General features: G+C 72.8%; 25 protein-coding genes and 1 pseudogene. 16 read left to right on the top strand and 10 right to left on the bottom strand.

All coding sequences use genetic code 11. The features are described from left to right. Nucleotide 1: 1 nt before the first annotated feature. Together ACLZOT_RS11870 and ACLZOT_RS11865 are read left to right on the top strand one after the other, a co-directional pair. The gene (locus tag ACLZOT_RS11870; RefSeq protein WP_416968778.1) at nucleotides 2–1,615 is read left to right on the top strand and encodes an ABC transporter substrate-binding protein; all 1,614 of its coding nucleotides are present in this window, start codon (nucleotides 2–4) and stop codon (nucleotides 1,613–1,615) included. A gap of 73 nt (nucleotides 1,616–1,688) precedes the next feature. Further along, nucleotides 1,689–2,357 carry a type 1 glutamine amidotransferase domain-containing protein gene (locus ACLZOT_RS11865; protein WP_416968777.1) on the top strand — a complete coding sequence of 223 codons (669 nt, stop codon included), beginning with the start codon at nucleotides 1,689–1,691 and terminating at the stop codon, nucleotides 2,355–2,357. Nucleotides 2,358–2,367: 10 nt separating this feature from the next. Here ACLZOT_RS11865 and ACLZOT_RS11860 read toward each other — a convergent pair whose 3' ends face one another. Further along, entirely contained in the window at nucleotides 2,368–2,973 is a 606-nt protein-coding gene (locus tag ACLZOT_RS11860; RefSeq protein ID WP_416968776.1) for a TetR/AcrR family transcriptional regulator, read from the bottom strand. Between the two features lie 128 nt (nucleotides 2,974–3,101). Between ACLZOT_RS11860 and ACLZOT_RS11855 the strand changes: the two genes are divergently transcribed. From ACLZOT_RS11855 to ACLZOT_RS11845, 3 genes are all read left to right on the top strand, one after another. Beyond that, the gene (locus ACLZOT_RS11855) at nucleotides 3,102–3,710 is read left to right on the top strand and encodes a TetR/AcrR family transcriptional regulator (protein ID WP_416968775.1); all 609 of its coding nucleotides are present in this window, start codon (nucleotides 3,102–3,104) and stop codon (nucleotides 3,708–3,710) included. 69 nt (nucleotides 3,711–3,779) lie between these two features. Beyond that, nucleotides 3,780–4,433 (top strand): TetR/AcrR family transcriptional regulator, encoded by a 654-nt coding sequence (locus tag ACLZOT_RS11850; protein WP_416968774.1) that lies wholly within the window; start codon nucleotides 3,780–3,782, stop codon nucleotides 4,431–4,433. Continuing rightward, on the top strand, nucleotides 4,430–5,458 hold the full coding sequence (locus ACLZOT_RS11845; RefSeq protein ID WP_416968773.1) for a threonine aldolase family protein: 1,029 nt from the start codon (nucleotides 4,430–4,432) through the stop codon (nucleotides 5,456–5,458). The genes ACLZOT_RS11850 and ACLZOT_RS11845 overlap by 4 nt, the downstream gene beginning before the upstream one ends. Nucleotides 5,459–5,580: 122 nt before the next feature. Here the strand turns inward: ACLZOT_RS11845 and ACLZOT_RS11840 are convergent, their stop codons facing one another. After that, nucleotides 5,581–6,558, bottom strand: coding sequence for a quinone oxidoreductase family protein (locus ACLZOT_RS11840; RefSeq protein ID WP_416968772.1), 978 nt, complete (start codon nucleotides 6,556–6,558; stop codon nucleotides 5,581–5,583). A 136-nt stretch (nucleotides 6,559–6,694) separates the two neighbouring features. Here ACLZOT_RS11840 and ACLZOT_RS11835 point away from each other — a divergent pair, with 136 nt between their 5' ends. Beyond that, nucleotides 6,695–7,030, top strand: a complete 336-nt coding sequence (locus ACLZOT_RS11835; protein WP_416968771.1) for an ArsR/SmtB family transcription factor — start codon at nucleotides 6,695–6,697, stop codon at nucleotides 7,028–7,030. Nucleotides 7,031–7,109: 79 nt separating this feature from the next. On the opposite strand, the pseudogene ACLZOT_RS11830 reads toward ACLZOT_RS11835, so the two are convergent. Next, nucleotides 7,110–7,487: pseudogene (locus ACLZOT_RS11830) on the bottom strand (RidA family protein); the annotation flags it as partial. A 71-nt stretch (nucleotides 7,488–7,558) separates the two neighbouring features. On the opposite strand from ACLZOT_RS11830, the gene ACLZOT_RS11825 reads away from it, so the two are divergent. Beyond that, entirely contained in the window at nucleotides 7,559–8,458 is a 900-nt protein-coding gene (locus ACLZOT_RS11825; RefSeq protein WP_416968770.1) for a LysR family transcriptional regulator, read from the top strand. Here ACLZOT_RS11825 and ACLZOT_RS11820 read toward each other — a convergent pair. Together ACLZOT_RS11820 and ACLZOT_RS11815 are read right to left on the bottom strand one after the other, a co-directional pair. Beyond that, nucleotides 8,418–9,581, bottom strand: a complete 1,164-nt coding sequence (locus ACLZOT_RS11820; RefSeq protein ID WP_416968769.1) for an RNA polymerase sigma factor — start codon at nucleotides 9,579–9,581, stop codon at nucleotides 8,418–8,420. The genes ACLZOT_RS11825 and ACLZOT_RS11820 overlap by 41 nt on opposite strands. Further along, nucleotides 9,574–9,996, bottom strand: coding sequence for a YciI family protein (locus ACLZOT_RS11815; protein WP_416968768.1), 423 nt, complete (start codon nucleotides 9,994–9,996; stop codon nucleotides 9,574–9,576). Before ACLZOT_RS11815 ends, ACLZOT_RS11820 begins: the two co-directional genes overlap by 8 nt. A gap of 164 nt (nucleotides 9,997–10,160) precedes the next feature. Here ACLZOT_RS11815 and ACLZOT_RS11810 point away from each other — a divergent pair, with 164 nt between their 5' ends. The 4 genes from ACLZOT_RS11810 (at nucleotide 10,161) to ACLZOT_RS11795 (ending at nucleotide 12,510) form a co-directional block, all read left to right on the top strand. Then, a complete protein-coding gene (locus ACLZOT_RS11810) occupies nucleotides 10,161–10,583 on the top strand; it encodes a hypothetical protein (RefSeq protein WP_416968767.1) in 423 nt (140 codons plus the stop codon). Continuing rightward, entirely contained in the window at nucleotides 10,576–11,214 is a 639-nt protein-coding gene (locus ACLZOT_RS11805; RefSeq protein ID WP_416968766.1) for a RusA family crossover junction endodeoxyribonuclease, read from the top strand. Before ACLZOT_RS11810 ends, ACLZOT_RS11805 begins: the two co-directional genes overlap by 8 nt. Before the next feature lie 35 nt (nucleotides 11,215–11,249). After that, on the top strand, nucleotides 11,250–11,915 hold the full coding sequence (locus ACLZOT_RS11800; protein ID WP_416968765.1) for a GNAT family N-acetyltransferase: 666 nt from the start codon (nucleotides 11,250–11,252) through the stop codon (nucleotides 11,913–11,915). A 190-nt stretch (nucleotides 11,916–12,105) separates the two neighbouring features. Next, on the top strand, nucleotides 12,106–12,510 hold the full coding sequence (locus ACLZOT_RS11795; protein WP_416968764.1) for an alpha/beta hydrolase fold domain-containing protein: 405 nt from the start codon (nucleotides 12,106–12,108) through the stop codon (nucleotides 12,508–12,510). A 533-nt stretch (nucleotides 12,511–13,043) separates the two neighbouring features. Here ACLZOT_RS11795 and ACLZOT_RS11790 read toward each other — a convergent pair. Together ACLZOT_RS11790 and ACLZOT_RS11785 are read right to left on the bottom strand one after the other, a co-directional pair. Beyond that, nucleotides 13,044–13,637, bottom strand: a complete 594-nt coding sequence (locus ACLZOT_RS11790; protein WP_416968763.1) for an exonuclease domain-containing protein — start codon at nucleotides 13,635–13,637, stop codon at nucleotides 13,044–13,046. A gap of 46 nt (nucleotides 13,638–13,683) precedes the next feature. Next, entirely contained in the window at nucleotides 13,684–14,412 is a 729-nt protein-coding gene (locus ACLZOT_RS11785; RefSeq protein ID WP_416968762.1) for a hypothetical protein, read from the bottom strand. Between the two features lie 275 nt (nucleotides 14,413–14,687). Between ACLZOT_RS11785 and ACLZOT_RS11780 the strand changes: the two genes are divergently transcribed. From ACLZOT_RS11780 to ACLZOT_RS11765, 4 genes are all read left to right on the top strand, one after another. Next, nucleotides 14,688–15,857 carry an FAD-dependent oxidoreductase gene (locus ACLZOT_RS11780; protein WP_416968761.1) on the top strand — a complete coding sequence of 390 codons (1,170 nt, stop codon included), beginning with the start codon at nucleotides 14,688–14,690 and terminating at the stop codon, nucleotides 15,855–15,857. Nucleotides 15,858–16,009: 152 nt separating this feature from the next. Then, the gene (locus ACLZOT_RS11775) at nucleotides 16,010–17,026 is read left to right on the top strand and encodes an alpha/beta fold hydrolase (protein ID WP_416968760.1); all 1,017 of its coding nucleotides are present in this window, start codon (nucleotides 16,010–16,012) and stop codon (nucleotides 17,024–17,026) included. 17 nt (nucleotides 17,027–17,043) lie between these two features. Then, a complete protein-coding gene (locus tag ACLZOT_RS11770; RefSeq protein ID WP_416968759.1) occupies nucleotides 17,044–17,220 on the top strand; it encodes a hypothetical protein in 177 nt (58 codons plus the stop codon). A gap of 39 nt (nucleotides 17,221–17,259) precedes the next feature. Then, nucleotides 17,260–17,820, top strand: coding sequence for a CGNR zinc finger domain-containing protein (locus tag ACLZOT_RS11765; RefSeq protein WP_416968758.1), 561 nt, complete (start codon nucleotides 17,260–17,262; stop codon nucleotides 17,818–17,820). A 122-nt stretch (nucleotides 17,821–17,942) separates the two neighbouring features. Here ACLZOT_RS11765 and ACLZOT_RS11760 read toward each other — a convergent pair whose 3' ends face one another. From ACLZOT_RS11760 to ACLZOT_RS11750, 3 genes are all read right to left on the bottom strand, one after another. After that, entirely contained in the window at nucleotides 17,943–18,632 is a 690-nt protein-coding gene (locus ACLZOT_RS11760; protein ID WP_416968757.1) for a GNAT family N-acetyltransferase, read from the bottom strand. A 104-nt stretch (nucleotides 18,633–18,736) separates the two neighbouring features. Beyond that, the gene (locus ACLZOT_RS11755; RefSeq protein WP_416968756.1) at nucleotides 18,737–20,749 is read right to left on the bottom strand and encodes an ABC transporter permease; all 2,013 of its coding nucleotides are present in this window, start codon (nucleotides 20,747–20,749) and stop codon (nucleotides 18,737–18,739) included. A 53-nt stretch (nucleotides 20,750–20,802) separates the two neighbouring features. Beyond that, on the bottom strand, nucleotides 20,803–21,174 hold the full coding sequence (locus ACLZOT_RS11750) for a DUF4333 domain-containing protein (protein WP_416968755.1): 372 nt from the start codon (nucleotides 21,172–21,174) through the stop codon (nucleotides 20,803–20,805). A gap of 151 nt (nucleotides 21,175–21,325) precedes the next feature. Here ACLZOT_RS11750 and ACLZOT_RS11745 point away from each other — a divergent pair, with 151 nt between their 5' ends. Beyond that, nucleotides 21,326–22,513, top strand: coding sequence for a sensor histidine kinase (locus ACLZOT_RS11745; protein ID WP_416968754.1), 1,188 nt, complete (start codon nucleotides 21,326–21,328; stop codon nucleotides 22,511–22,513). Nucleotides 22,514–22,524: the final 11 nt, after the last annotated feature.

Genomic DNA, 22,524 nt, shown 5'->3' with positions numbered 1-22,524 from the left:
CGTGGCACCCGAGTTCTGGCCGTCGCCGGTACTGATCGGCGGGCCGATCGTCCTGCTCCTCGCTCTCGGCGCCGGCGTCTGGCTGGTGCTGCGGACCCATTTCGTGGACATCGTCCGCAACGTCCTCCTCGGGCTGTGCGTGCTGCTGGGCGCGGGCGCGCTGACGGCTCTCGTCTGGGCCGCCGACCTGCCCGACTACTGCCAGAGCGGCAACGAACGGCTCGTGAAGGAGGGCGGGGAGTGCGTCGGCGTCAGCGACGGCGGCCACGTCTACATCTCCGAGCTGGACCAGGTGTCGAAGGCGATCAAGGACCTCAACGACGAGGTGACGGGCGGGAAGAAGCCGTACGCCACCGTCGCGCTGATGATCCCCATGACCCCGGCCGCCGACAGCAAGGCCGACCGGGACCAGATCCTGCGCGAGGTGCAGGGCGCCTACCTCGCGCAGTACCGGGCCAACAAGGTCGACGACCTGGACATCGGCGTCCGGCTCGTCCTCGCCAACCCGGGGCGCGCGATGGACCACGGGACGCGGGTCGCCGACTGGCTCGGCGAGATGACGGGGACGGAGGACCGGCTGCGGGTCGTCTTCGGCTTCAACCTGAGTGTCCGTCAGAACGCGGACACCATCGGCTACTTGACCAAGGACAAGGGCATCCCGGTGGTGGGCGGCCCGATCACCGCGACCAACCTCGCGAACGACGACAGCGGCACCTACCCCGGCCTCGTGAAGGTCGTCCCCTCCAACCGCGACCAGGCCCAGGCCCTCAGCCACTACCTCGGCGGCGACCGGTCCAAGACCTTTCTCATCCAGGACGAGAACAGCGACGACCTCTACTCCCGGTCCCTGCGCGACGCCTTCCAGGAGGTCACGAAGGGCGCGGCGGGCGGCCCCGAGACGTACGACGCGGAGAAGGTGCTCTACCGGGACTTCCGGCAGATGGTCGGCAACATCTGCGACTCGAAGGCCACCACCGTCTACTTCGCGGGCCGCCCGCCCGCCCTCGCCAACCTGATCAAGGCGCTCGGCGACCGGGGCTGCATGGACCGGCCGATCCGCGTCGTCACCGTCTCCGGCGCCTCGACGATCACCCTCGACCCGAAACTCGACTGGGGCGCCTTCACCCGGGGCGCCGGGCTGACCGTCGAGTACGCGACCATCACCCATCCGGACGCCTGGAAGGCCACCACCAAGAACCGCCCGGCGACCGGCGGCTCCCCCGACGACCTCGCGAAACTCACCGGCCTCATCGGCGGGCGGACCGGGATCGGCACCGTCGACCTCACCGACGGCCGCACGATCACCATGTTCGACGCGGCCACCACCGCGGTCACCGGCATCGCCGACCGGGTCGACGAGAAGGGCACGGTCCCGGCGCTCGCCGACATCAAGGAGACCTGGCGGCGGCTGCGCGGCCAGTCCAAGGTGGAGGGGGCGAGCGGCTGGATCTGCCTCAAGAGCGACGGCACGCCGTACGACAAGGCCGTCGCCGTCGTCCGGCTCGTCCCGCCGGCCGCGGGGAAGACCGGGAAGGGCACCCTCGCCTTCCAGACGATCGCCTGGCCGACCGGGCGTCCGCTGACCGAGGACATGTGCCGCAACGCGCGCGGTTGAGCAGCTCCATTGGTACATCGGTGGTGATTGCAACTAGTCTCTTCGGTACATCCCCCACGCCGAGGAGCACACCATGGCGAAGATCCTGTTCCTGATGACCGCGGCCGACCACTGGACCCTGGCCGACGGCAGCACCCACCCCACCGGCTTCTGGGCCGAGGAGGCGGTGGTCCCCTACGACGCGTTCAAGGCCGCCGGCCACGAGATCACCGTCGCCACCCCCGGCGGCGCCGTGTCCCCCGTCGACGCAGGCAGCCTCGACTCCGACGAGATCAAGGCGGCCCTGGACAAGGCGACCGGCCTGCGCGAGCCCATCGCCCTCACCGACGTGACGCTGGAGGACTACGACGCCGTGTACGTCCCCGGCGGGCACGGGCCGATGGAGGACCTCGCCGTCGACGCCGACTCCGGGGCGCTGCTCACCCGCGCGGTCGGCTCCGGCATGCCGGTCGCCGTCGTCTGCCACGGCCCGGCGGCGCTGCTCGCGGCCGTGAAGGACGACGGCACCAACGCCTTCGCCGGCTACCGGATCGCCGCCTTCACCAACGAGGAGGAGCGCATCGGGGGCTTCGCCGACAAGGCCAAGTGGCTGCTGGTTGACCGCCTCACCGAGGCGGGCCTGACCGTCGAGTCCGGGGCGCCCTGGGCGCCGTACACCGTGACCGACCGCAATGTCCTCACCGGGCAGAACCCGGCGTCGTCGGCGCCGCTGGCGGCGGAGCTGATCAAGGCGCTCGGCTGAGTCCGGGGATTCAGACGCCCAGCGCCGGGAGCAGCGCCGAGTCGACGTACTGGCGCAGGAACTCCACGTCGGCCGTCCTGCCCTCGATCAGCGGCCGGGTGACCAGAGCGCCCAGCATCAGGTGGGGGACGTAGGCGAGCGCGGGGGCGTCCGGGTGGACCTCCCCGCGCTCCACCGCCCGGGTCAACAGGGTCTGGAGGCCGCTGAGTTCGGGGGCGACGATGAGCCGGCGCAGGGCGTCGAGGAGGTCGGGGTGGGCGTGCGTCGCGTGCGCCAGGCCCCGGATCAGCGCGGTGTCCTCGGCCATCCGCCGGTCGTCGACCTGGTCGACGAAGGTCATGAAGTCGCCGCGCAGCGAGCCCGTGTCGATGTCCGCGAGGCTCACCGGCTTCTGGTGGCGCAGCGCCTTGGCGACCAGCTCCGGTTTACCCGCCCACTGGCGGTAGAGCGTCGCCTTGCTGCACCGGGTGCGGGTGGCGACCGCCTCCATCGTCAGCCCCTCGTACCCGACCTCGCGCAGCAGGGCGAGGACGGCGTCGTACAGTTCGGCCTCGCGCTCGGGGCCGAGCCGGCTGCGGCGTGCGCGTGGCGGTGCGGTCGTCGGGTGTCCGATCATGGCCACCGTCCCCTCACTTGGTGTCCCGGCCTCCACGCTATCGCGCACAACATTGAATACGAAACCGTTTCGGTCGAGAAATGTGTCACCTGCAAGACTGGAGCCGAGCACCGCCGGAAGGGGCACCCATGGCCACCACGTCACCGCCCGCCGCGAGACCGGGCCGCCCCCGTGACCCCGGCGCCGACGAACGCATCCTCCAGGCGGCCGTCGACGAACTCGCCGAAGCCGGTGTCGCGGGCTTCCGCACCAACTCCGTAGCCTCCCGCGCCAAGGTCGCCAAGCGCACCCTCTACTCCCGCTGGCCGGAACGCGACGCCCTGGTCCTCGCGGCGCTCAGCAGCCTCTCCGGCTGCGTCCACCCGCCCCGCACCGGCAGCCTCGAAGGGGACCTCGGGGTCCTCTACGACAAGATCGCCGAGACCCTGGAGAGCCCCCAGTGGCTCATCGTCCTGCGCTGCTCCTTCGAGTTCCCCGACTTCCCCGAGCTGTACGCCGACTTCCTGCGCGACTGCGTCGACCAGCCCCTCGCGGTCGTCGAGGACGTCCTGTACGACGCCGAGCGGCGCGGCGAGCTGCGGCCGGGGCTCGACCGCTCGGTCGCCGCCGAGTCCTTCGCCGCCGCGCTGGCCAACTTCAGCTCGCACATCTCGCTCAAGCGGGGCGTGAGCGCGGCGGGGACGCGGGACCGGTACCTGGACCTGTTCCTGAACGGCGTGCGGTCGACGGACGGCTGAAGCCCCGCACCCCGGGGTGGGGAGAAGTGTGCCTGGTGCATCGATACGGCGTACCGTACGATGACCCGTATGCCTCGGACCTCCCCCGCGCTGGACCGCGCGACCCCGGCCCGCATCGCCGAGACCGCCCTCCGGCTGGTCGACGAGGACGGCCCCGGGGCGCTCACCTTCCGGGCCCTCGCCGCCCGCCTCGACATCTCGCTCGCCTCCCTCCAGCGCCGCTGCACCGACCTCGCCGGGCTCCTCGACCTGTGCCTCGACCACCTCGCCGCCGGCCTCCCCGAAGCCGAAGCCGAACCCGACGGGGACTGGGCGAGCGCGACCGAGACCCGGTTCACCGCCCTCTACCGGCTCCTCGTCGCCCACCCCGGCCTCCTCGCCCTGCGCGGCACCCGCCCCTGGCTCGGCCCCAACCTCCTGGCCCGCCTCACCGAACCCCAGCTCGCCGACAGCCTCGCCGCCGGACTGACCCCCGCCGAGGCGATCACCGCCTACCGGGCGATGTACCTCCTCACCCTCGGCAGCGCCGGCTTCGTCGACCACCGCGACCCCGCCGCCGCCCGCGCCACCACCCGCCGCGCGCTCGCCGCCCTCGACCCCGCCGACTTCCCCGCCCTCACCGGCCACCTCGCCGAGATCCTCCCCGCCGTCACCGACCACGACGTCTACTACACCGCCCTGCGCCACCTCATCACCGCCCACACTGCCCAAGGAACCCCGTGATCTTCAGCAGCGACAACACCGCCCCCGCCTCCCCCGAGATAGCCGAGGCCGTCCTGCGCGCCTCCACAGGACCGGCCCTGCCCTACGGCGCCGACGACCACTCCGCCTCCGTACGGCGCCGGCTCGCCGACCTCTTCGAGCGCGACGTCGACGTCCTGTTCGTCTCCAGCGGCACCGCCGCCAACGCGCTGAGCCTCGCCACCCTCACCCCGCCCTGGGGCAGCGTCCTGTGCCACCGCGAGAGCCACATCAACAACGACGAGTGCGGGGCGCCCGAGTTCTACACGGCGGGCGCCAAACTCGTCCCCCTCGGCGGTGCCGACGCGAAGATCGACCCCGCCGAACTGCGCACCGCCGTCCGGCACAAGACGGGGGACGTGCACAGCGTCGAACCCTCCGTCGTCAGCGTCACCCAGGCCACCGAGACCGGCGCGGTCTACACCCCGGACGAACTCGCGGAGCTGGGGACGATCACCAAGGACGCCGGGCTGCGGCTGCACGTGGACGGCGCCCGGTTCGCCGGCGCCGTCGCCTCCCTCGGGCGCACCCCCGCCGAACTGACCTGGAAGGCCGGGGTCGACCTGCTGTCCTTCGGCGCGACCAAGAACGGCACCATGACCGCCGACGCGATCGTGGTCTTCGACCGCTCCCTCACCGCCGAACTCGCCTTCCGCGGCAAGCGCGCGGGCCAGCTCACCGCCAAGATGCGCTTCCAGGCCGCCCAGCTGGACGCCTACCTCGCCGACGGCCTCTGGCTGCGCAACGCGGCCCACGCCAACACGATGGCCGCCCGCCTCGAAGACGGCCTCAAGGCGATCCCCGGCGTCGAACTCCTCGGCGCGGCCGACGCGAACATCCTCTTCGTCCGCTTCCCCCAGGAGGTCATCGACGGACTCCTCGCGGAGGGCTTCGTCTTCTACCACGACCGCTGGGGCACGGGCGTGGTCCGCCTCGTCACGTCGTTCGCCACGACGGAGGGGGAGATCGACGCACTGCTGAAGGCGGCGGCGCGGCTCGCGGGGTAAACCTGGGGGCTGATTCGTGAAGGGCTGAGCCTCGGGGGGGCGCGGGCGTCGGGCCGGGGGCGACCCACCGGGGTGCAAGGGCCGACCCCGGCCCCTGCACCGTACGCAGCCGTACGACCCCGTCAGCCCGCCACCCGCAGCAGCAGCTTCCCCGTCGACGTCCGCCCGCCCATCAGCCGGTGCGCCTCCGCGGCCTCCTCCAGCGGGAACTCGGCGGTCACCGGCAGGCTCACCGTCCCGTCCGCCGCCTTCGCGAACGCCCGCCCGGTGAGCGCGCGCAGCTCGTCCGGCGCGGTTTGGGCGAGCCCGAGGATGGTGAACGCCGACACGGACCGCCCCCACGCGCCCAGCTCGGGCACCCCGGCCTGCCAGGGCGCGGCGCCGGACGCGTTGCCGAAGGAGACCAGGCGCCCGTACAGCGCGAGGGCGCCGAGCCCTTGGCGCAGGGTCTCGCCGCCGACCGGGTCGAGGATCAGGTCGACGCCCTTGCCGCCGGTGGCGCGGTGCACGCCGGCCGCGAAGTCGTCCGGCGTGAAGACCTCGTCGTACCCGTGCTTCAGCGCGTACCGCGCCTTCGCCGGGGTGGAGGCCACGCCGTACACGGTGCCCGCGCCCGCCGCGCGCGCGAGTTGTCCTGCGACCGTGCCGACGCCGCCCGCCGCGCCGTGGACGAGGACCGTCTCGCCGGTGCGCAGGCGGCCGACCTCGTGGAGGAGGGCGTGGGCGGTGGGCAGGACGGTCGGGAGCGCGGCGGCCGTGCGCAGGTCGAGGCCCCGGGGGAGGGGGACGGTGGCGGTGGCCTCGGCGCGGACGACCTCGGCGTAGCCGCCGCCGGGGAGGAACGCGGTGACCTCCTGGCCCGGGGTGAGGCCGGTGACGCCCTCGCCGAGGGCCCGGACGCGGCCGGAGACTTCGAGGCCGGGGCGGCAGGGGAGCGCCTCGACGCGGTAGCCGTCGGCGCGGGCCTTGAGGTCGGCGAAGTTCACGCCGGCGTAGGCGACGTCGACGGTGACCTGGCCGGGGCCCGGTTCGGGGGTTTCGACGTCGACGGCCTTGAGGACGTCGGGGGTGCCGTACTCGTGGAACTCGACTGCGCGCATGGCGGGACACGTCCTTCGGGGGTGCGGGCATGGCTCGGCCCGGCGGGCGGAGTGTTCAATCAGAAGCGAACACTCGGACTGTAAGATATCCATCGAACACTCGGCAACCCGCCGGGTCCCCGCCGACAGGAGGCGCATGCCCGACCAGACACCGGGCGCGAGCCACCGCGCCGCCCCCGTCCACACCCACCCCGACGACGTCTCCACCCTCACGGCCCTGTCCGCCGTGGCCGACCCCGTCCGCATCACCCTCCTCCGCGAACTCGCCGACTCCCCTGTCTGGACGCGCAGTTGCGGCAGCTTCGACGTCCCCGTCGGCAAGGCCGCCCTCAGCCACCACTTCGCCGTCCTGCGCGGCGCGGGCCTGGTCGAGCAGCGCGACGAGGGCCCCCGCCGGGTCAACCGGCTGCGCCGGGAGGAGTTCGAGGCACGCTTCCCGGGACTGCTGGATCTGGTACTGCGCGACGCGTGAACCCGTGGCCGCGCTCCACCTGTTCACCAGTTCCTCCACGCGCCTCGACGGGCGCTTCCGGACGACCGCCCGGGACGCGCCGCCGGGCCTCCGCCTCGATCTCGATCCTCATCCGCGGGTCGGCGAGACCGCAGACGAGCATCGTCGCGGCCGGGCGGACGTCACCGAAGCAGCGGCGCAGGACCGGCCAGCAGGGCTCGAAGTCCGCGCGGTCCGGCAGGAGATAGCGCACGCGGACCACGTCCGCGAAGGTGCACCCCGCCTCGGCCAGGGCGGCCCCGATGGTGCGCAGGCACTGCTCCGCCTGCTCCACCACGTCCTCGGAGATCGTCATCGTGGCGTAGTCGAAACCGGTCGTCCCGGACACATGCACCCGGTCGCCGTCGACGACGGCACGGGCGTAGCCGATCTGCTCCTCGAAGGCCGAACCGCCGAGGATCGCGTAGCGCTCTGTCATGCGCCGACGCTAGAAGACCAGCACCGATACGTCTAATACGGTCACCGGCACGACCTGATATCTCTAGGCGTATGGAGCGCCCCGAACTTCCCCTCCCGCAACTGCACGCCTTCGTCGTGCTCGCCGAGGAACTCCACTTCGGCCACGCGGCCGCCCGCCTGGGCATCGCCCAGCCGCCGCTGAGCCAGCAGATCCGCCGCCTGGAGGAGAAGGTCGGCCACGCGCTGTTCACCCGCACCCCGGGACGGATCACCCTGACCCCGGCCGGCGCCGAACTCCTGCCCACCGCACGGCGGGCCCTCACCGACCTCGCGGAGGGCCTCGCCGCAGCACGGGCCGTCGGCAGCGGTCAGGCGGGCCGGTTGCGGATCGGCTTCGCCGCCTCCGTCGCCCTGACGGTCCTGCCCGGTCTGCTGCGCACCTTCCGGGACCGCTACCCCGGCGTACACCTGGACATCCACGAGATGACCACCGCTCCCCAGCTGGCCGCCCTGCACGACCGGACCATCGACATCGGCCTCCTGCGCGAACCCCCGGCCGACGAGACGGGGCTCGGCTTCCGGACGGTCCTCACCGAACCCTTCGTGGCCGTACTCCCGTCCGCCCACCCCCTGGCCGCCCGACGGACCGTACAGCTCGCCCAGCTGGCGGACTCGCCCTTCGTCCTGCTGCCCCGCGCGGTCGGCCCGGCCCTGCACGACCAGATCATCGGCCTGTGCACCGAGGCAGGGTTCACCCCGCAGGTCGTCCAGCACGCGGTGGAGTGGCAGACCGTGTGCGCCCTCGTGGAAACCGGCCTCGGCGTCTCCCTGGCCCCGGCGAGCATCCGGCGCATCCGCCTCAAGGGCGTCGCCTTCCGCCGGATCTCACCCGGCACCGCCCGCACCCGCGTGGCCGTCGCCTGGCGCGAGAACGACCACAACCCCCTGGTCACCCACCTCCTGGCGACCGTCGGTTCAGACACGTGTTGAGACGAGCCGCCTGCCGGGTCAGGTGGTCGCGCTCCGCGAGGTCGGTCGCCCGGCGGGCGGCCTCCGCGTAGAGGCGGGCCGCTCTCGGCAGGTCGCCGTCGCGTTCGTGGAGGTAGGCCGCCACCGCCGTGTGGCGCGGCAGCGCGGTGTCCAGCTCCGCGAGGGCGGCCAGACCCGCACGGGGACCGTCGGCCTCGCCGACCGCCACCGCCCGGTTCAGCCGGACGACCGGACTGCCGGTGAGGCCCGCGAGTTCGTCGTACCACTCCACGATCTGCACCCAGTCCGTCTCCCCGGCGCTGCGGGCGTCGGCGTGCAGCGCCGCGATGGCCGCCTGCGCCTGGAACTCGCCCAACCGGTCCTCGGCCAGCGCTGCTTGCAGGATCCGCACCCCCTCCGCGATCAGGACGGTGTCCCAGCGGGAGCGGTCCTGCTCGGCCAGCGGCACCAGACCGCCGTCCGGGGCGGTACGGGCCGTACGCCGCGCGTGGTGCAGCAGCATCAGGGCGAGCAGGCCCGCCACCTCGGGGTGGTCGATCGACGCCGCGAGCTGCCGGGTCAGGCGTACGGCCTCGGCGGCCAGGTCGACGTCGCCGGAGTAGCCCTCGTTGAACACCAGGTACAGGACGCGCAGCACCGTCGCCACGTCCCCCGGCTGATCGAACCGGACGCCGGACACCGTCCGCTTGGCGCGGCTGATCCGCTGCGCCATGGTCGCCTCGGGCACCAGGTATGCCTGGGCGATCTGCCGGGTCGTGAGCCCGCCCACCGCGCGCAGCGTGAGGGCCACGGCGGAGGACGGGGTGAGCGAGGGGTGCGCGCACAGGAAGTACAGCTGGAGCGTGTCGTCCACGGCGGGCGCCGGGCCCGGCGCCGGTTCCTCCTCGACGCGGTCCTCACGGCGGCGGCGTGCCGTGTCCGCGCGGGTCTGGTCGAGGAACTTCCGCCACGCCACGGTGACCAGCCAGCCCTTCGGATCCCTCGGCGGCCCGGCCGGCCAGGCACGGACCGCCTCCACGAGGGCGTCCTGCACGGCGTCCTCGGCCGCCGCGAAATCCGCTCCGCGGCGGACCAGGACCGTCAGGACACCCGGCGTGAGGCTCCTCAGCAGCGCCTCATCCACCGGCGTGGCAGTCCGCGACCGTCGGGGCGGCGTGGAGGAAGGGACGCAGCTCCAGCCATTCGTGGATCGGCTTCCCGCCCGCGCCCGGGGCCGCCGACAGCTCACCGGCCAGCTCGACGGCCCGCTCGTGACTGTCCACGTCGATCACCATCCACCCGGCGATGAGGTCCTTCGTCTCCGCGAAGGGCCCGTCCGTCACCGGCGGGCGCCCCTCACCGTCGTACCGCACCCACGTCCCCTCCGGCGCGAGCGCCTGCCCCTCCACGTACTCCCCGCTCTCCACCAGCCGGTCCGCGAAGTCCCGCATGTATCCCACGTGCGCCGAGATCTCCTCCGGCGTCCACTGCTCCATCGGCACGTTGTTGACCGCGTCCGGGGCACCCCGGTAGTGCTTCAGCAACAGGTACTTGGCCATCGTCTTCTCCTTGCCTGGCACGGCCCGTCGTGGCCGCGTTCACTACGGGGACGGAGCGGGGTGACGGTTCTCGACATCGGCGCCGGAAGTATTTTGCGGGAGAGGGGACGGGGGCGGCCAGCCGGGGCGCGTGGGGACGTCTCGGTGCGCCTTAAGGTGGTCCGATGTTCGATCGACTGGAGATCAGGGTGCTGCCGCCAGGACCCCGGTGGGCTGCCGAGATACGGATCCGGGTCAACGGGGAGGACGTGATCGACGAGAGGGTCGGCGAGGGCGGACGGGGTCCGCTCGCGGCGCACGCCCTGCCCTTCGGCAGGCCCGGCTCCCTGTGGGCGACCGAAGAGGCCCACCGGGTGGAACTGGGGGAACCGATATGCACCGGCGGCTGCTGCGGTTTTCTGGCCGTGGTCGTCGAGCGGTACGGGGAGACCGTGCGGTGGTCGGACTGGGAGGTGCCGGTGGACGGCGCAGACGTGCCCTCCCCGCCGCCGGAGTTCTACTTCGACGCGAGGCAGTACGACGCCGAAGTGGGCCGGGCGGGGGCGGAGTTCGGCCGGCAGACGTACGGGGGGTCCGGTGGTGTCTGAGGGCGACTTCGAGGTGCGGGAGTTCCGCGATCAGGGGCGGGTCGAGATCCACAGCGCGGTGGATCCCGTCTCGCTCCAGACGAGCGCGGCTCGGAAAGCCGCGTTCATGGGGGCGCTCGGGTCGGCCGTCCGGAGCGGTACGACAGGGGTCTTCACCCACGATGTCGAAGTGACCCTGGTATGGCTCATCGAGGAGTCCCGGCGCTATCAGACCCATCTGGTGGCCGATCTCGACAACGTGCTGAAGCCGATCCTCGACGCGGTCACGGGGGCCGACGGCATCATGATCGACGACAACCAGGTCCAGTCGATCCGAGCCTCGTGGATGACACCCGGTGCGCGGGCGGGCTTCGAACTGCACTTCACGGCGTTGACGAGGGACGAGTACGTGACTCGTCGAGGGCTGTCCTTCGTGGAGTTCGGCCCGGACCGCTGCCTCCTGCTGCCGCAGGCCGACCGAGCGGTTCAGGCGGTGATCGTGCAGGCGCACCGCGAGGCCCTCACGAGCTACCGGGAGATGCTCGACGCGGGGATCCCCGACAGCGCCGCACGGGGTGTCCTTCCGTCCGCCCGGCCCTTTCCGCGCGCACGGCTCGGTGCCTTCGAGGTGCGCCACCACACCGAATTCTGAAGGCCGGGGAATCGCGATCATGCTCTAATCGCCGGATGACGAAGACCGCATCACCGTGGATACGACGCTGGCTGGACGGCTGGACCCTGGCCCGCTCCCTGCCCGAGGCCGAGCTGGCCGGATCCCCGGGGGACGGGCTGAGGTCCGTCTGCGGCCAGCCCGGCCGTGAGGTCGAGGTGTTCGCCCTGCGCGCGGACGACGACCCCGAGTCCGTGACCCGGCTGGCGAAAGCCGTCGCCGCCGAGACGCGGACCGCCTGGCTCACGGTCCCGACACTGCACGCCGACGCCGTCGAGACCGCCGTCACCGGCGCGGGACTGGAACTGCTGCTGCGGGCCGAGTGGCTCATGACGACCGACCTGACCGGGCATCCACGGCACGCGGCCCCCGCGCCGTACGAGCGGGAGATCCGTACGGAGGGGGCGGTCACGGTCGTCACTCTCCGCGCGCCCTCGGGTGAGGAGGCCGCGCGCGGCACCATCGCCGTCGTCGGCACCGACGCGATCGCCGACCGCATCGAGACGGACGCCGCGCATCGGCGGCGCGGACTGGGGCGCGCGGTGATGAGCGCGCTGGCGGAGACCGCCGTGGCCCAGGGCGCCCGTACCGGCCTCCTCGTCGCCAGCGAGGAGGGGCAACGGCTCTACTCCACGCTCGGATGGCGGCGCGAAACCGACGTCCTGATCGCCCGTGCCCGTTAGCACCGGTTCACGTTCCGCGCGCATGAGAGGGTCGACTGACCCTGCCCGTACCGCACTTGGGAGTCGTCATGCCGCTCGATCCCTTCCTCGCCGCGAAGATCCACCTGCTGGAGGGCGTCACCTGGGAGGACGCGGGGGCCGACCCGGAGGTCATGAACCGGTTGGCGGAGTTCTTCCGTGACCCGGGGGAGTGGACCGTCCCGGACTCGCGTATCCCTTCGCCCACTTCCCGACCCCGGCTCTGGACGACGAAACGGCCGCTGCCATGTGGGAGTTGCCGCCGCTCCTGCGTTTCACGACCGCGTCGATCGAGTACATGGTCCGCAACTACGTCGGCCGGCTGACCGCGCTTCCCGCGGAGGCGCTGCCGGGCGCGGCCGACCTCACCGGCCTGCCCGCCACGGCGGTTCTCCTCTCGGAGTACGACGACCTGCGGCCCTCCGGTGACCTCCTCGCGCTCCAGTTGGAGGAGACGGGTGTGCCGGTGCGGACGTATCGCGCCGCCGGGATGCTCCACAGGCACCTCAACCGGACCCCCAGTTTGAAGGAGGTCGACCGGTCGCTGGACTTCTTCGTGGAGGCGCTGGCCCGCTGAACGAGCCCGCCGTGGGCGGAACCGCCGTTCAGCGGGGGGATCCGCACCGCCTGGGGATGCCCGGCGATGTACGCCCGCACCACCGCCTCGAAGCTCGGGTCCGGCTCCAGGCCGAGTGCCGAGGAGCCGTCCCCTGCCCGTGCCGCGTTCGGCTTCCGCGACGCGGAGGATGCCCTCGACCGTGCGGCTCGGCGACGCGAGGGCCACGCGCAGGTCGGGGCGGACGGGGCAGATCGCCGGGAGGCCCGCGAGCGGTTCGCGCTCATGCCGAGGTCGAAGTCGGCCTTGCACTCGGCGGAGACGGCGGCGGCGAGGTGTACGACGAGGTTCACCGGCTCCGCGAACAACTCGCCCAGGCCGTGGGTGAGTTCACCGCGCACGAGCTCCACGGGGGCGGACTTCCCGGCTCCCGGTGGGACGTACCGGTCCGTCAGCACCAGGCGGTCGATCGGAGCGCCGCGGAACGTCCGAGCCCGGAGCAGGATCGGTGACCTCGCGGCCCAGGAATCCGAAAGCGCCCGTGATGACGATCCTCATGCGCTGTCCGGTTCGGGCGTGGCCGGCCACGCTCCCCGGTCCAGCAGGTCGAGGACGAGTGAGGCGATGTTCCACGCGTCGTCCTCGCCCCGGTGGTGGCGTCCCGTGAGGGGGAGACCGGCGAGTTGGAGGGCCTGGGCCATGCCGGGTTTCCTGTGCAGGCCGTAGGCCGTGGTGAAGACGGCCTTCGCGTTGGTGTGGGTGCGTTCCGTGGGATAGCCGAAGGGGTACGCCACCCCGTCGGCCTGGCTCTGCCGGGCGAACTGCCGGCGGTCGTACTCGCCCCAGCTCGCCCACGGGCGCTCCCCGGCGCCGTACTCCTCGACGAGGATCCGGCACGCCTCGGCGAAGCTGACGCCCCGGGCGACCTCGGCCTGGGTGAGGCCGGTGAGGTCGGTGCAGAAGGGGCTCACCGTCGAGCGGACGGGCCGGACCAGGAGACGGTGCCGGGACACCCGGTGGCGTGCCGCCACGTCCACGACGGTGAGGCCGATCTCGATGATCTCGTGCACGGCGCCGGGCGGCGGCTGTCCGTCCCAGCAGGTGGCTTCGACATCGATGACGTTGAGGAGGGCGGGGGAGTGGGGCATGGGGTGAGGGTAGGGAAGGGGGTGTGGGTCGGGCATCCTGATTTCGTCAGGCACTCACGTCCGTGGCCCCCGCCGCCCACAGAATCAGCGCGGCCTCGGCCTCCGCACGGCTCTGCGGGCCCCGGTCGACATGGAGTTGCTGGAGGTGCCGGATGGCTGCCCCCACTGCCCGCCCTTGCCGCAGGCCGAGCAGGGCGATGATCTCCTTGCCGTCGAGTGGCACCGGGATGCCGGACAGTCGTTCCCGGAGGGCCCGTTCGGCGGCGGCGCGCTCCTCGGCGGCGCGTTCGGCCTGCTCGCGGGTGTGCCAGGCGTCGTAGTCGGCCGAGCCGGCGGCCTTGAGCGCGGCCTCGTACCAGTCCTCCTCGTCCCGCCCCTGGCCGAGCCCCACTTCCACGAACAGGTCGCGGTGGTCCGGCGAACCGGGGCCGGCCGGTGTCACGCCGAGCCGGGCGAGCGCCGCGTTGATCGGCCACTCCTCGCGCGGGCCAGTGAAATCCGAGGCGTGCACCGGTCCCCATTCCCGCGCTCCGGCCCGCCACAGGGAGGCCGTCTGTTCCCCCTCGCCGCCCCAGAAATCGGCGTGGAGACGGGCGATGGGCCCGCCTCGTGAAAGCTCGCGGAGCGTTTCCGGCAGGCCCTCGCCGAGCGCGGGGGAGAGCGGCAGCAACCCCATCCGCTGCCGGAGCGGGGCGACCACGGCGCCCGGCACGCCGCGGGTATCCGTCCGCAGGCGGTCGAAGTCGCCCACGACGGCGTCGAGTCGGTAGGACATCCGCGCAGGGTATCCGCTCCCCGAGGAGGCCGGTCACGGAGTGCCCCACGCCCGCCGTGACGTGACAAGCACGGTCAGTCGGGGCGAAACGCCGGAAGGGGCCCTGGAGTTCGAGGCCCGGTGACCTGGCCGCTCGCGCCCGACCAGCGCGTGGGGACACCGCGAAGCGGTACGTCACGATCCGTGCCCACGGCACTGCCGTGAGCGGCGCCCGCTCCGTGAAATCATCGGTGAACAGGGGCATTTCACGCCTCGGCCGAGCGGAAGGTGAAGCGGTGACGCGAGTACTGGTCGTCGGTGGCGGGATCGCGGGCGCGGCCTCGGCGCTGGCCCTGGACCGGGCGGGGCTGGACGTCGAGGTGTACGAGGCGTATGCGGACGCGGCGCAGGACATCGGCGCGTTCCTGACCCTCGCCAGCAACGGCATGCGGGCCCTCAGGGAGATCGGCGCGACGGAGGCCGTGACCGCGATCGGGTTCCCGCTGCGGGCGATCCGGCTGCTGGAGGCCACGGGCGCGCAGGCGGCGCACGCGCCGATGGGGGAGGCGACGGACCCGACGCTGAGCTTCCGCTGCCTGCGGCGCGGCGAGTTCGCGGCCGCGCTGCGGCAGGAAGCCGTACGGCGGGGGATCCCGGTGCGGTACGGGGCCCGCCTGACGCGCGTCGAGCAGCAACGCGGCGCGGTCACGGCCCACTTCGCCGACGGCACCACGGCGACCGGCGACCTGCTGCTCGGCGCCGACGGCCTCAACTCGACGGTCCGCGGCGAGGTCGCCCCGGGCGCGGAACCGGCGTACGCGGGCCAGTCCGTCTTCTACGGCCTCACCACCGCCGTCGAACCGGCCGCCGAGACCGACTGCTTCACCATGGTCCGGGGCAGCGCGGCGGCGTTCGGGTTCGCGTGTTCGCCGGACGGCGAGACGTACTGGTTCGCCCGGGTCGGCGGCGACCCCCTGACCGCGCGCGCCATCGCCGAGGGCACGCCGAGCGGCTGGCGCGACCTCCTCGTACCGCTCCTGCGCAAGGACGACACCCCCGCCGCCGCCCTGGTCGAGGCGACCGCCGAGCACCTGATGGTCACCAACGCGACCGAACTCCCGGTCGGCATGGCGTGGCGCTCCGGCCGGGCCCTGGTCCTCGGCGACGCGGCCCACGCGGCGTCCCCCGCGACCGGGCAGGGCGCCTCGATGGCCCTGGAGGACGCGGTGGTCCTCGCGAAGTGCCTGCGCGACCTGCCGGACCTGGACGCGGCCCTCGACCGGTACGAGGCGCTGCGCCGCCCGCGCGTGGAGCACAACATCGTGACCAGCGGGGCCATGTCCCGGGGCACGTACAACGCGACCGACGCGAACGGCCGCCCGGTCGGCAAGACCCGGCCCGGTGACGACACCCTCGCGGGGCTCCTGGACTGGGCGGCGGACATCGCGGGGTTCCCGGTGGAGTGACCTCGGCGTCACCGGTCTGAGGCGGCACGGCGATTTCTCGCCGTGCCGTTCTTTTTGCGCCAGCTTTCCCTCGGGGTGCCCGCTGCCCGATTGACGTCACCGGTTAAACCGGTGACGATGGCGGTGTCGGTACACCACGAAGGGATCTCCACATGATCGGCAGGCGCATGTTCACCAAGGCGATGGGTACGGGGATCGCGGCGGCCTCGCTCGGTGGCGTCCCCGCGGCGTCGGCCGTATCGGCCGCGCCTTCTGGTTTCGCGCCGATCAAGCAGGTGCGGGCCGGTCTTCTCGACGTCGGCTACGCCGAGCTCGGCCCCGCGCACGGCCCCGCCGTCCTCTGCCTGCACGGCTGGCCCTACGACATCCACAGTTACGCCGACGCCGCCCCGCTGCTCGCGGCCCAGGGGTACCGCGTGATCGTCCCCTACCTGCGCGGTCACGGCACGACCCGGTTCCTGTCCGAGCGGACCGTCCGCAACGCCCAGCAGTCCGCGATCGCCCTCGACGTCCTCGCGCTGATGGACGCGCTGAAGATCGACCGCGCGGTGCTGGCCGGGTTCGACTGGGGCTCGCGGACCGCCGACATCGTCGCCGCGCTGTGGCCCGAGCGCGTCCGGGCGCTCGTCTCCGTGAGCGGCTACCTCGTCACCAACCGCGAGGCCAACCTCAAGCCCCTGTCCGCGCAGGCCGAACACGCCTGGTGGTACCAGTACTACTTCGCCACCGAACGCGGCAGAACCGCCCTGGAGACCCCTGACCTGCGCCGCGACCTGGCCCGCCTGGTGTGGCGGACCGCCTCCCCGACCTGGGACTTCGACGACGCCACCTTCGACCGCGCGGCGACGGCCTTCGACAACCCCGACTACCCCGCGATCGTCCTGCACAACTACCGCTGGCGCCTCAGCCTCGCCGACGGCGAACGCCGCTACGACGCCCTGGAGAAGCGCCTCGCCACCCGCCCCACCATCGGCGTGCCCACCATCACCCTCGACCCCGAGAAGGACCCCTTCACCGCACCGGGCGACGGCACGTCCTACCGCGACCGCTTCACCGGCCCCTACGAGCACCGCACCCTCCCCGGCATCGGCCACAACCTGCCCCAGGAGGCGCCCGCCGCCTTCGCGCGGGCCGTCGTCGACGCGACCCGCCTCCCCTCCCACCGGTGACCCGAAAGGAAACGACCATGGAAGACACCGCGGCCACGGCCCGCCGCACGAGGTTCGGCAAGCTGCCCGAGCGGATCCGCTACGACGAACTGGTCGAGGAGAAGCCCGCCGTACCGCTGGACCCGGCCCGCTACGACTACGCCGACGTCACCCGGCGCACCCTCGCCTGCCTCGCCCTCGACCTGGGCCTGTGAGCCTTGCCGACCGGGCCGGTCACCGTACAGAATGGTGACGTGAACCTCGATCACGTCTTCGTCTGCGGGAACCCGGCGCTGGACTTCGCCGCCACCCTCCGCGCCCGTCGCTCCGCGCGCTTCGAGATGTTCGTGACTCCCGACCGGCTCACCGCCTGGTACGTCGAGTCCGGCATCGTCGACGCGGTCTCGCCGGGCCAGGAGGGCGACGTCGAGGAGGCCAAGGCCGTCCGGGAGGCGATCTATCGGCTCGTCACCGCGCGCCGGCTCGGAGAGGCGTACGACGGCTCGGCGCTGACGGTCGTCAACAACGCGGCCCGCATGCCGTCGGCCGTACCGCAGCTCACGCCCTCCGGGCGGTGGACGCAGGCCACTCCGCGTGAGGCGTTGTCGTCTGTCGCGCGGCGGGCCGTCGAGTTGTTGAGCGGGCCCGACGTGCCGTTGCTCAAGGAGTGCGGGAATCCTGAGTGCACCCGGACCTACATCGACCGTTCGCGGGGGACTCGGCGGCAGTGGTGCGGGATGGAGTCCTGCGGGAACAAGATCAAGGCGGCGGCGTATCGGGCGCGGAAGAAGTCGGGGGCTGGGGCCGGGAGTTGATGCCGCCCTGCGACGACCGTATTCCCCGGGCCAGTAGAGCCTGCCCCTGAAGCGCCGGCTCCACGACGACCGCCCTTGTCACCAGCTCGACCAGTGACATCGGGCAGGGCATCGTCGGTGCGTCAGGGTGTGCGGAAGCCCTGGAACGTCACCTTCTTGCGGGTGGTGAAGCCGAGGCGTTCGTAGAGGGCTCGGGCCTGGGTGTTCGATTCGGCTACGTGGAGGAAAGGGCGTTCGCCGCGGGTGAGGATGTGGGTGGAGAGGGCGTTGACCAGGTGGGCGGCGTGGCCCTGGCCGCGGGATTCGGGGGCCGTGCAGACGGCGCTGATCTCGGTCCAGCCGGGTGGGTGGAGGCGTTCGCCGGCCATGGCGACGAGGTGGCCGTCCCTGCGGATGCCGAGGTACGTGCCGAGTTCGATGGTGCGCTTCCAGAAGGGGCCCGGGCGGGTCCGTTCGACGAGGTCGAGCATCTCGGGTACGTCGTCCGGGCCCAACTCGACGACGTCCGGCGCCGGTTCGGGACGCCTGTCCTCGGGCCAGATCAACTGGCGGCCCTCCAGGGAGAACACCGGCGCCCAGTCGGCCGGCGCCACCGCCGGGGAGCTGAACATGTCCGCGAACCCGTCCCGCCCGAGGAGTTCCGCGAGGTCGGCCCAGTCGGCGGCGTCCGGCGTGACGGACACCGCCGAGAACGTCGCGACGTCCGCCACGTACGTGGCCGCCCTGCCGACCCGGCGCGCGAGATGCGCGTGATGCCCGCGCAACGACTCCCCCACCGGGTCGTCGAGCACACCGACGTCACTGTTCCCCATCGTCCTCCGCCTTCCGGGTCGTACCGGGTCGTCCGGCGATCATCGTACGTACTGCCCGGACCGCGGAATCCGCCTGCCCACCGACGGCACCGCGATCCCCTCGATCACTCCGTCCCCTGCGCCGCCCCCGCCGTCACCCTCCGCAGCAGCGGCCTGCTTCCGAGGACCGCCGCGCACATCGCCAGGGCTCCTACGACCACGCAGATCACCAGCTGGACGGCCCCGGACGTGTTCATCGTCGTCCCCGCCGCCTTGTTGAGCTGCATCGCGCCGAAGACGCCCATCACGGTCGTCCCGCCGGCGAGGACCGTGAGGGGGATGACCGCCTCGCGGATCCGCGAGCGGTCCAGGACCGCGAGAGGTGCGCCCGAGAGGCGCAGCAGGCCGTAGACCCGGCGTCGGTCGAGGACGTTCGCGGCGGCGGTGAGACCGGCCGAGGCGGCGGCGACGACGAAGCTGAGGACGAGGGTCGCGGTGGAGACGGTGGCGACACGGGACGTGATCGTGTCGTCCGGGGCGGACACGTACTCCTGAGTGAAGGGGAACCGGCCCGCGCCGAGGGGCGTGAGCGCGGTGACGGCCGTGTCGACGCGGTCCTGGCCGCCGGAGACCTTCGCGATCACACCGGGGACGCCACTGAGGAGGCTGTCGAACGCGTCCTCGCTCGTGACGCTGACGGTCGCCTCGACGCCCGCCCGGTCCAGTGCTGTACGGGCCTCGGCCGCGACCCGGTTCGCGTCGGCGGCGTTCGCGGTGACGACGGCGACCTGGCCCTGGTGGCTGGGGCCGTCGACGCTGAGCGTGCTGATCGAGAAGAACCCGGCGACGAAACCGGCGAGGACCAGCCCGCTGACCGTGCGCCACGCCCCGCGCGGATCGTCGCTCAGCCTGCGCGCCGCCAACAGCGTCGCCGGGCGGACCGCGTACCGGCCCACGATCCGCCCCAGCCGGTCCACGACCCACGGGCCGAACAGCCAGAACGCGCCGTAGAAGAGGAACAGCAGGGCGATGAGCTGCCGGGACTTCAGCTGGCCGCCGCCCGTGGTCGACCAGATGTAGCCGAGGACCCCGACGAACACCACCAGCCGGATCAGGCGCGTACGGCGCGGGTTGGACTGCTGGGCGACCCCCAGCGGGGACGTCGCCACCTGGCGCAGCATCGTCACCGCGCTGACCGTGATGAGCGCGGTCACCGCCAGCACGACCGCCGCGAACCACAGCGGGCCCACCCACAGCTGGCCGGTGTACCAGGCGCCGACCCCGTACGGGAGTCGGGCGAGGGCGGGCAGCAGCGCCGCGTAGGCGAGGGCACCGGACAGCGCGCCGGCCGCGCCGACCCCGGCCGACTCGACGGCGGTCATCGCGAGGATCTGGCGCGGTGTCGCGCCCGCCAGCCGCAGCGCGGCGAGCCGCTGCTCACGCCGGGCCGCGCCGAGCCGCCCGGCGGCCGAGGCCAGGACGATGACCGGCACCACGAGGAGCAGCACGCCCAGCAGGACCGTCGTCCGGTCGGCGCTGGTGAAGACGCTCGCCTTCGTGCTGGTGAACCCGGAGACCAGGGCGCGGTCGGTGAGGTTCTCGTCGTAGTAGTTCTGGTTGCCCGCCGCCGGGGAGACCGCGGGGTCGCCGGGGGCGCGGCCGATCACCGCGACCAGGTCGTCCGGGGAGGCGAGACCGGCGGCGCCGATCGTGCCGGCGGACCTCACCCCGGGGAAGCGGTCGGCGAGCCGGTCCTTCGGCAGCTCGGTGAGGAGGTCGGCGAGGGCGGGGGAGACGTACATCTCGCCCGCTTCGGGGAAGGCGGTCAGGCCCGGCGGGGCCGGGGTCGCCGCGCGGTCCGGCAGCTGGGCCAGGCTCACGACGGTCACCGGGTCGTGGCGTACGTACGTCGACGTCGTGACCTGGACCGCCGTCGCCCTGGACGCCGCCACGGCGTGCGGGGTGCGCCACGTCGTGTGGTCGGCGCGGGTGCCGGAGCCGATGGCGGCGGCGATCATCACCAGCAGCAGGAAGGCGCCGACGGCGGCGGCACCGGCCGCGAGCAGGTGGGACTGGAGGCCGCGGCGGCCTGAGGACCTGGCGAGATGCCAGGTCAGGGGGAGGACGGGGGAACGCATGAGGGCTCCGGGGAGGTGAGGTGGGGGAGAAGGAGAAGGGGCGCGGCCGGTGCTCAGCGGTCGAACGCCCAGGTGATGCTGTTCGCGTCGGCCTTGGTCACTCGTACGGGTATCTCCACGGTCCCGCCGCCGCTCTTCTCACCCCTGCACGTGATGCTCGCCCCGGCGACGGCCTTGAGGCCGCTCGGGCACGTCACGCCGCTCAGCTTGTCGCCGACCCAGGGCAGCGGGTGGTACTTGGCCTCGGTGCGGCCCGCGACGATGTTCGCCGACAGCGCCCGCTCGCCGTCCACCTTCACCGTCGTGTACTCGTCCAGGCCCGTCGTCGACTCCGTGCCCGACATGAGGTAGGTGACGAGGCCGCCCAGCACACCGACGGCCGCCACACCACCGAGGACACCGACGAGGAATCTGCTGCGCTGCATCGACCGCTCCTGAAGTGCGTGGTGAGAAGGTGCCTCCAGACTCGCCCTCCGCCACAGCCGCCCGCCTCGGCCGAATGGCCATTTCCCACGGCACCCCCATCGGCCGTTCGGCCGATCCGGACGGGTGGCGCGGCGCCGTACCGTGATCGGCATGAAGTCCGTCTCCTCCCGTGGCGCCGCCCGGGGCTTCGCCGTCGGCCTGCTGCTGTCGGCCTGTGTCGTCGATGTCCTGGTCGCGGGGTCCGACGGGACGAGCGTCCTGCCGACCGCGCCGCCGGTCCTGCCCGCGCTGGCCGTCCTGGCCATCGGCCTGGCCGCCGTGCTGTGGCCGGCCGGGCGCCGCCCCGACTGGCTCACCCCGCAGGTCCGCACCGCCGTACCCGCCCTCGCCTCGGCGCTCTACTCGGTGGCCTCGATCCTGTTCCTCGGCTCGAACGACTTCGGGCCCGGCGAGGTCGCCGTCCTGCTGTGCGTGCTGTTCCTCGCGGTGCGGCACTGCCCGCCGAGGTGGGCCGTGTGCTGCGGCGCCCTCGCGGCCGGCGCGCTCCTGCTGCTCCCGATGCGGAACACGGGACTGCTCGGCGACGACGAACTCTCGCTCGTGGTCGTCGAACTCGTCCTCATCGGCCTCTTCATCGGTCTCGCCGCGTACCTGCGGAGCATGGACTACCGGCGTACGGTCGCCATCAGCGACACCCGGCGCTCCGAGCGCGTCGCCATCGCCGCCGACCTCCACGACTTCGTGGCGCATCACGTGACCGGCATCCTCGTCCAGACGCAGATGGCCCGCATGATGGCCACGACCCGGCGGGACGAACTCGACCCGGTCCTCGCCGGGATGGAACACGCCGCGACGGAGGCGCTCGCCTCGATGCGCCGCACCCTCGGCGTCCTGCGGGACGGCGACAGCGACGCCGACGACGCCCCCGACCGGCGTCCCGTCGGCGACCTCGCCGCCATCGCCGACCTCACGGACGGCTTCGCCACCCCCATCCAGACGGTCACCCTCCACCGCGCCCCGACCCTCGCCGACGACCTGCCCCACGAGGTCCAGGCCGCCGCGTTCCGCGTCGTCCAAGAGGCCCTCACCAACATCCGCCGCCACGCGGGCGACGCCACCCACATCGACGTCCGCCTCCTCGACGACCCCGCCCACCTCACCGTCTCCGTCACCGACGACGGCCGGGGCGGCAGCCAGCTCCCCGCTGCGGCCCACGGCGGAGGCTTCGGACTCGTCGGCCTCAAGGAACGCGTGACCGCCCTCGGCGGCGACCTGACGACAGGGCCCCGAGGGGAGGTGGGATGGGAGGTACGCGCAGTATTCCCCCTGCGCGGATGAGACCCCGGCAC

It is taken from the genome of Streptomyces sp. 4F14 (genome assembly GCF_048159485.1).
Classification (GTDB): Bacteria; Actinomycetota; Actinomycetes; order Streptomycetales; family Streptomycetaceae; genus Streptomyces.
This window is presented reverse-complemented; position numbering and strand designations above follow the sequence as displayed.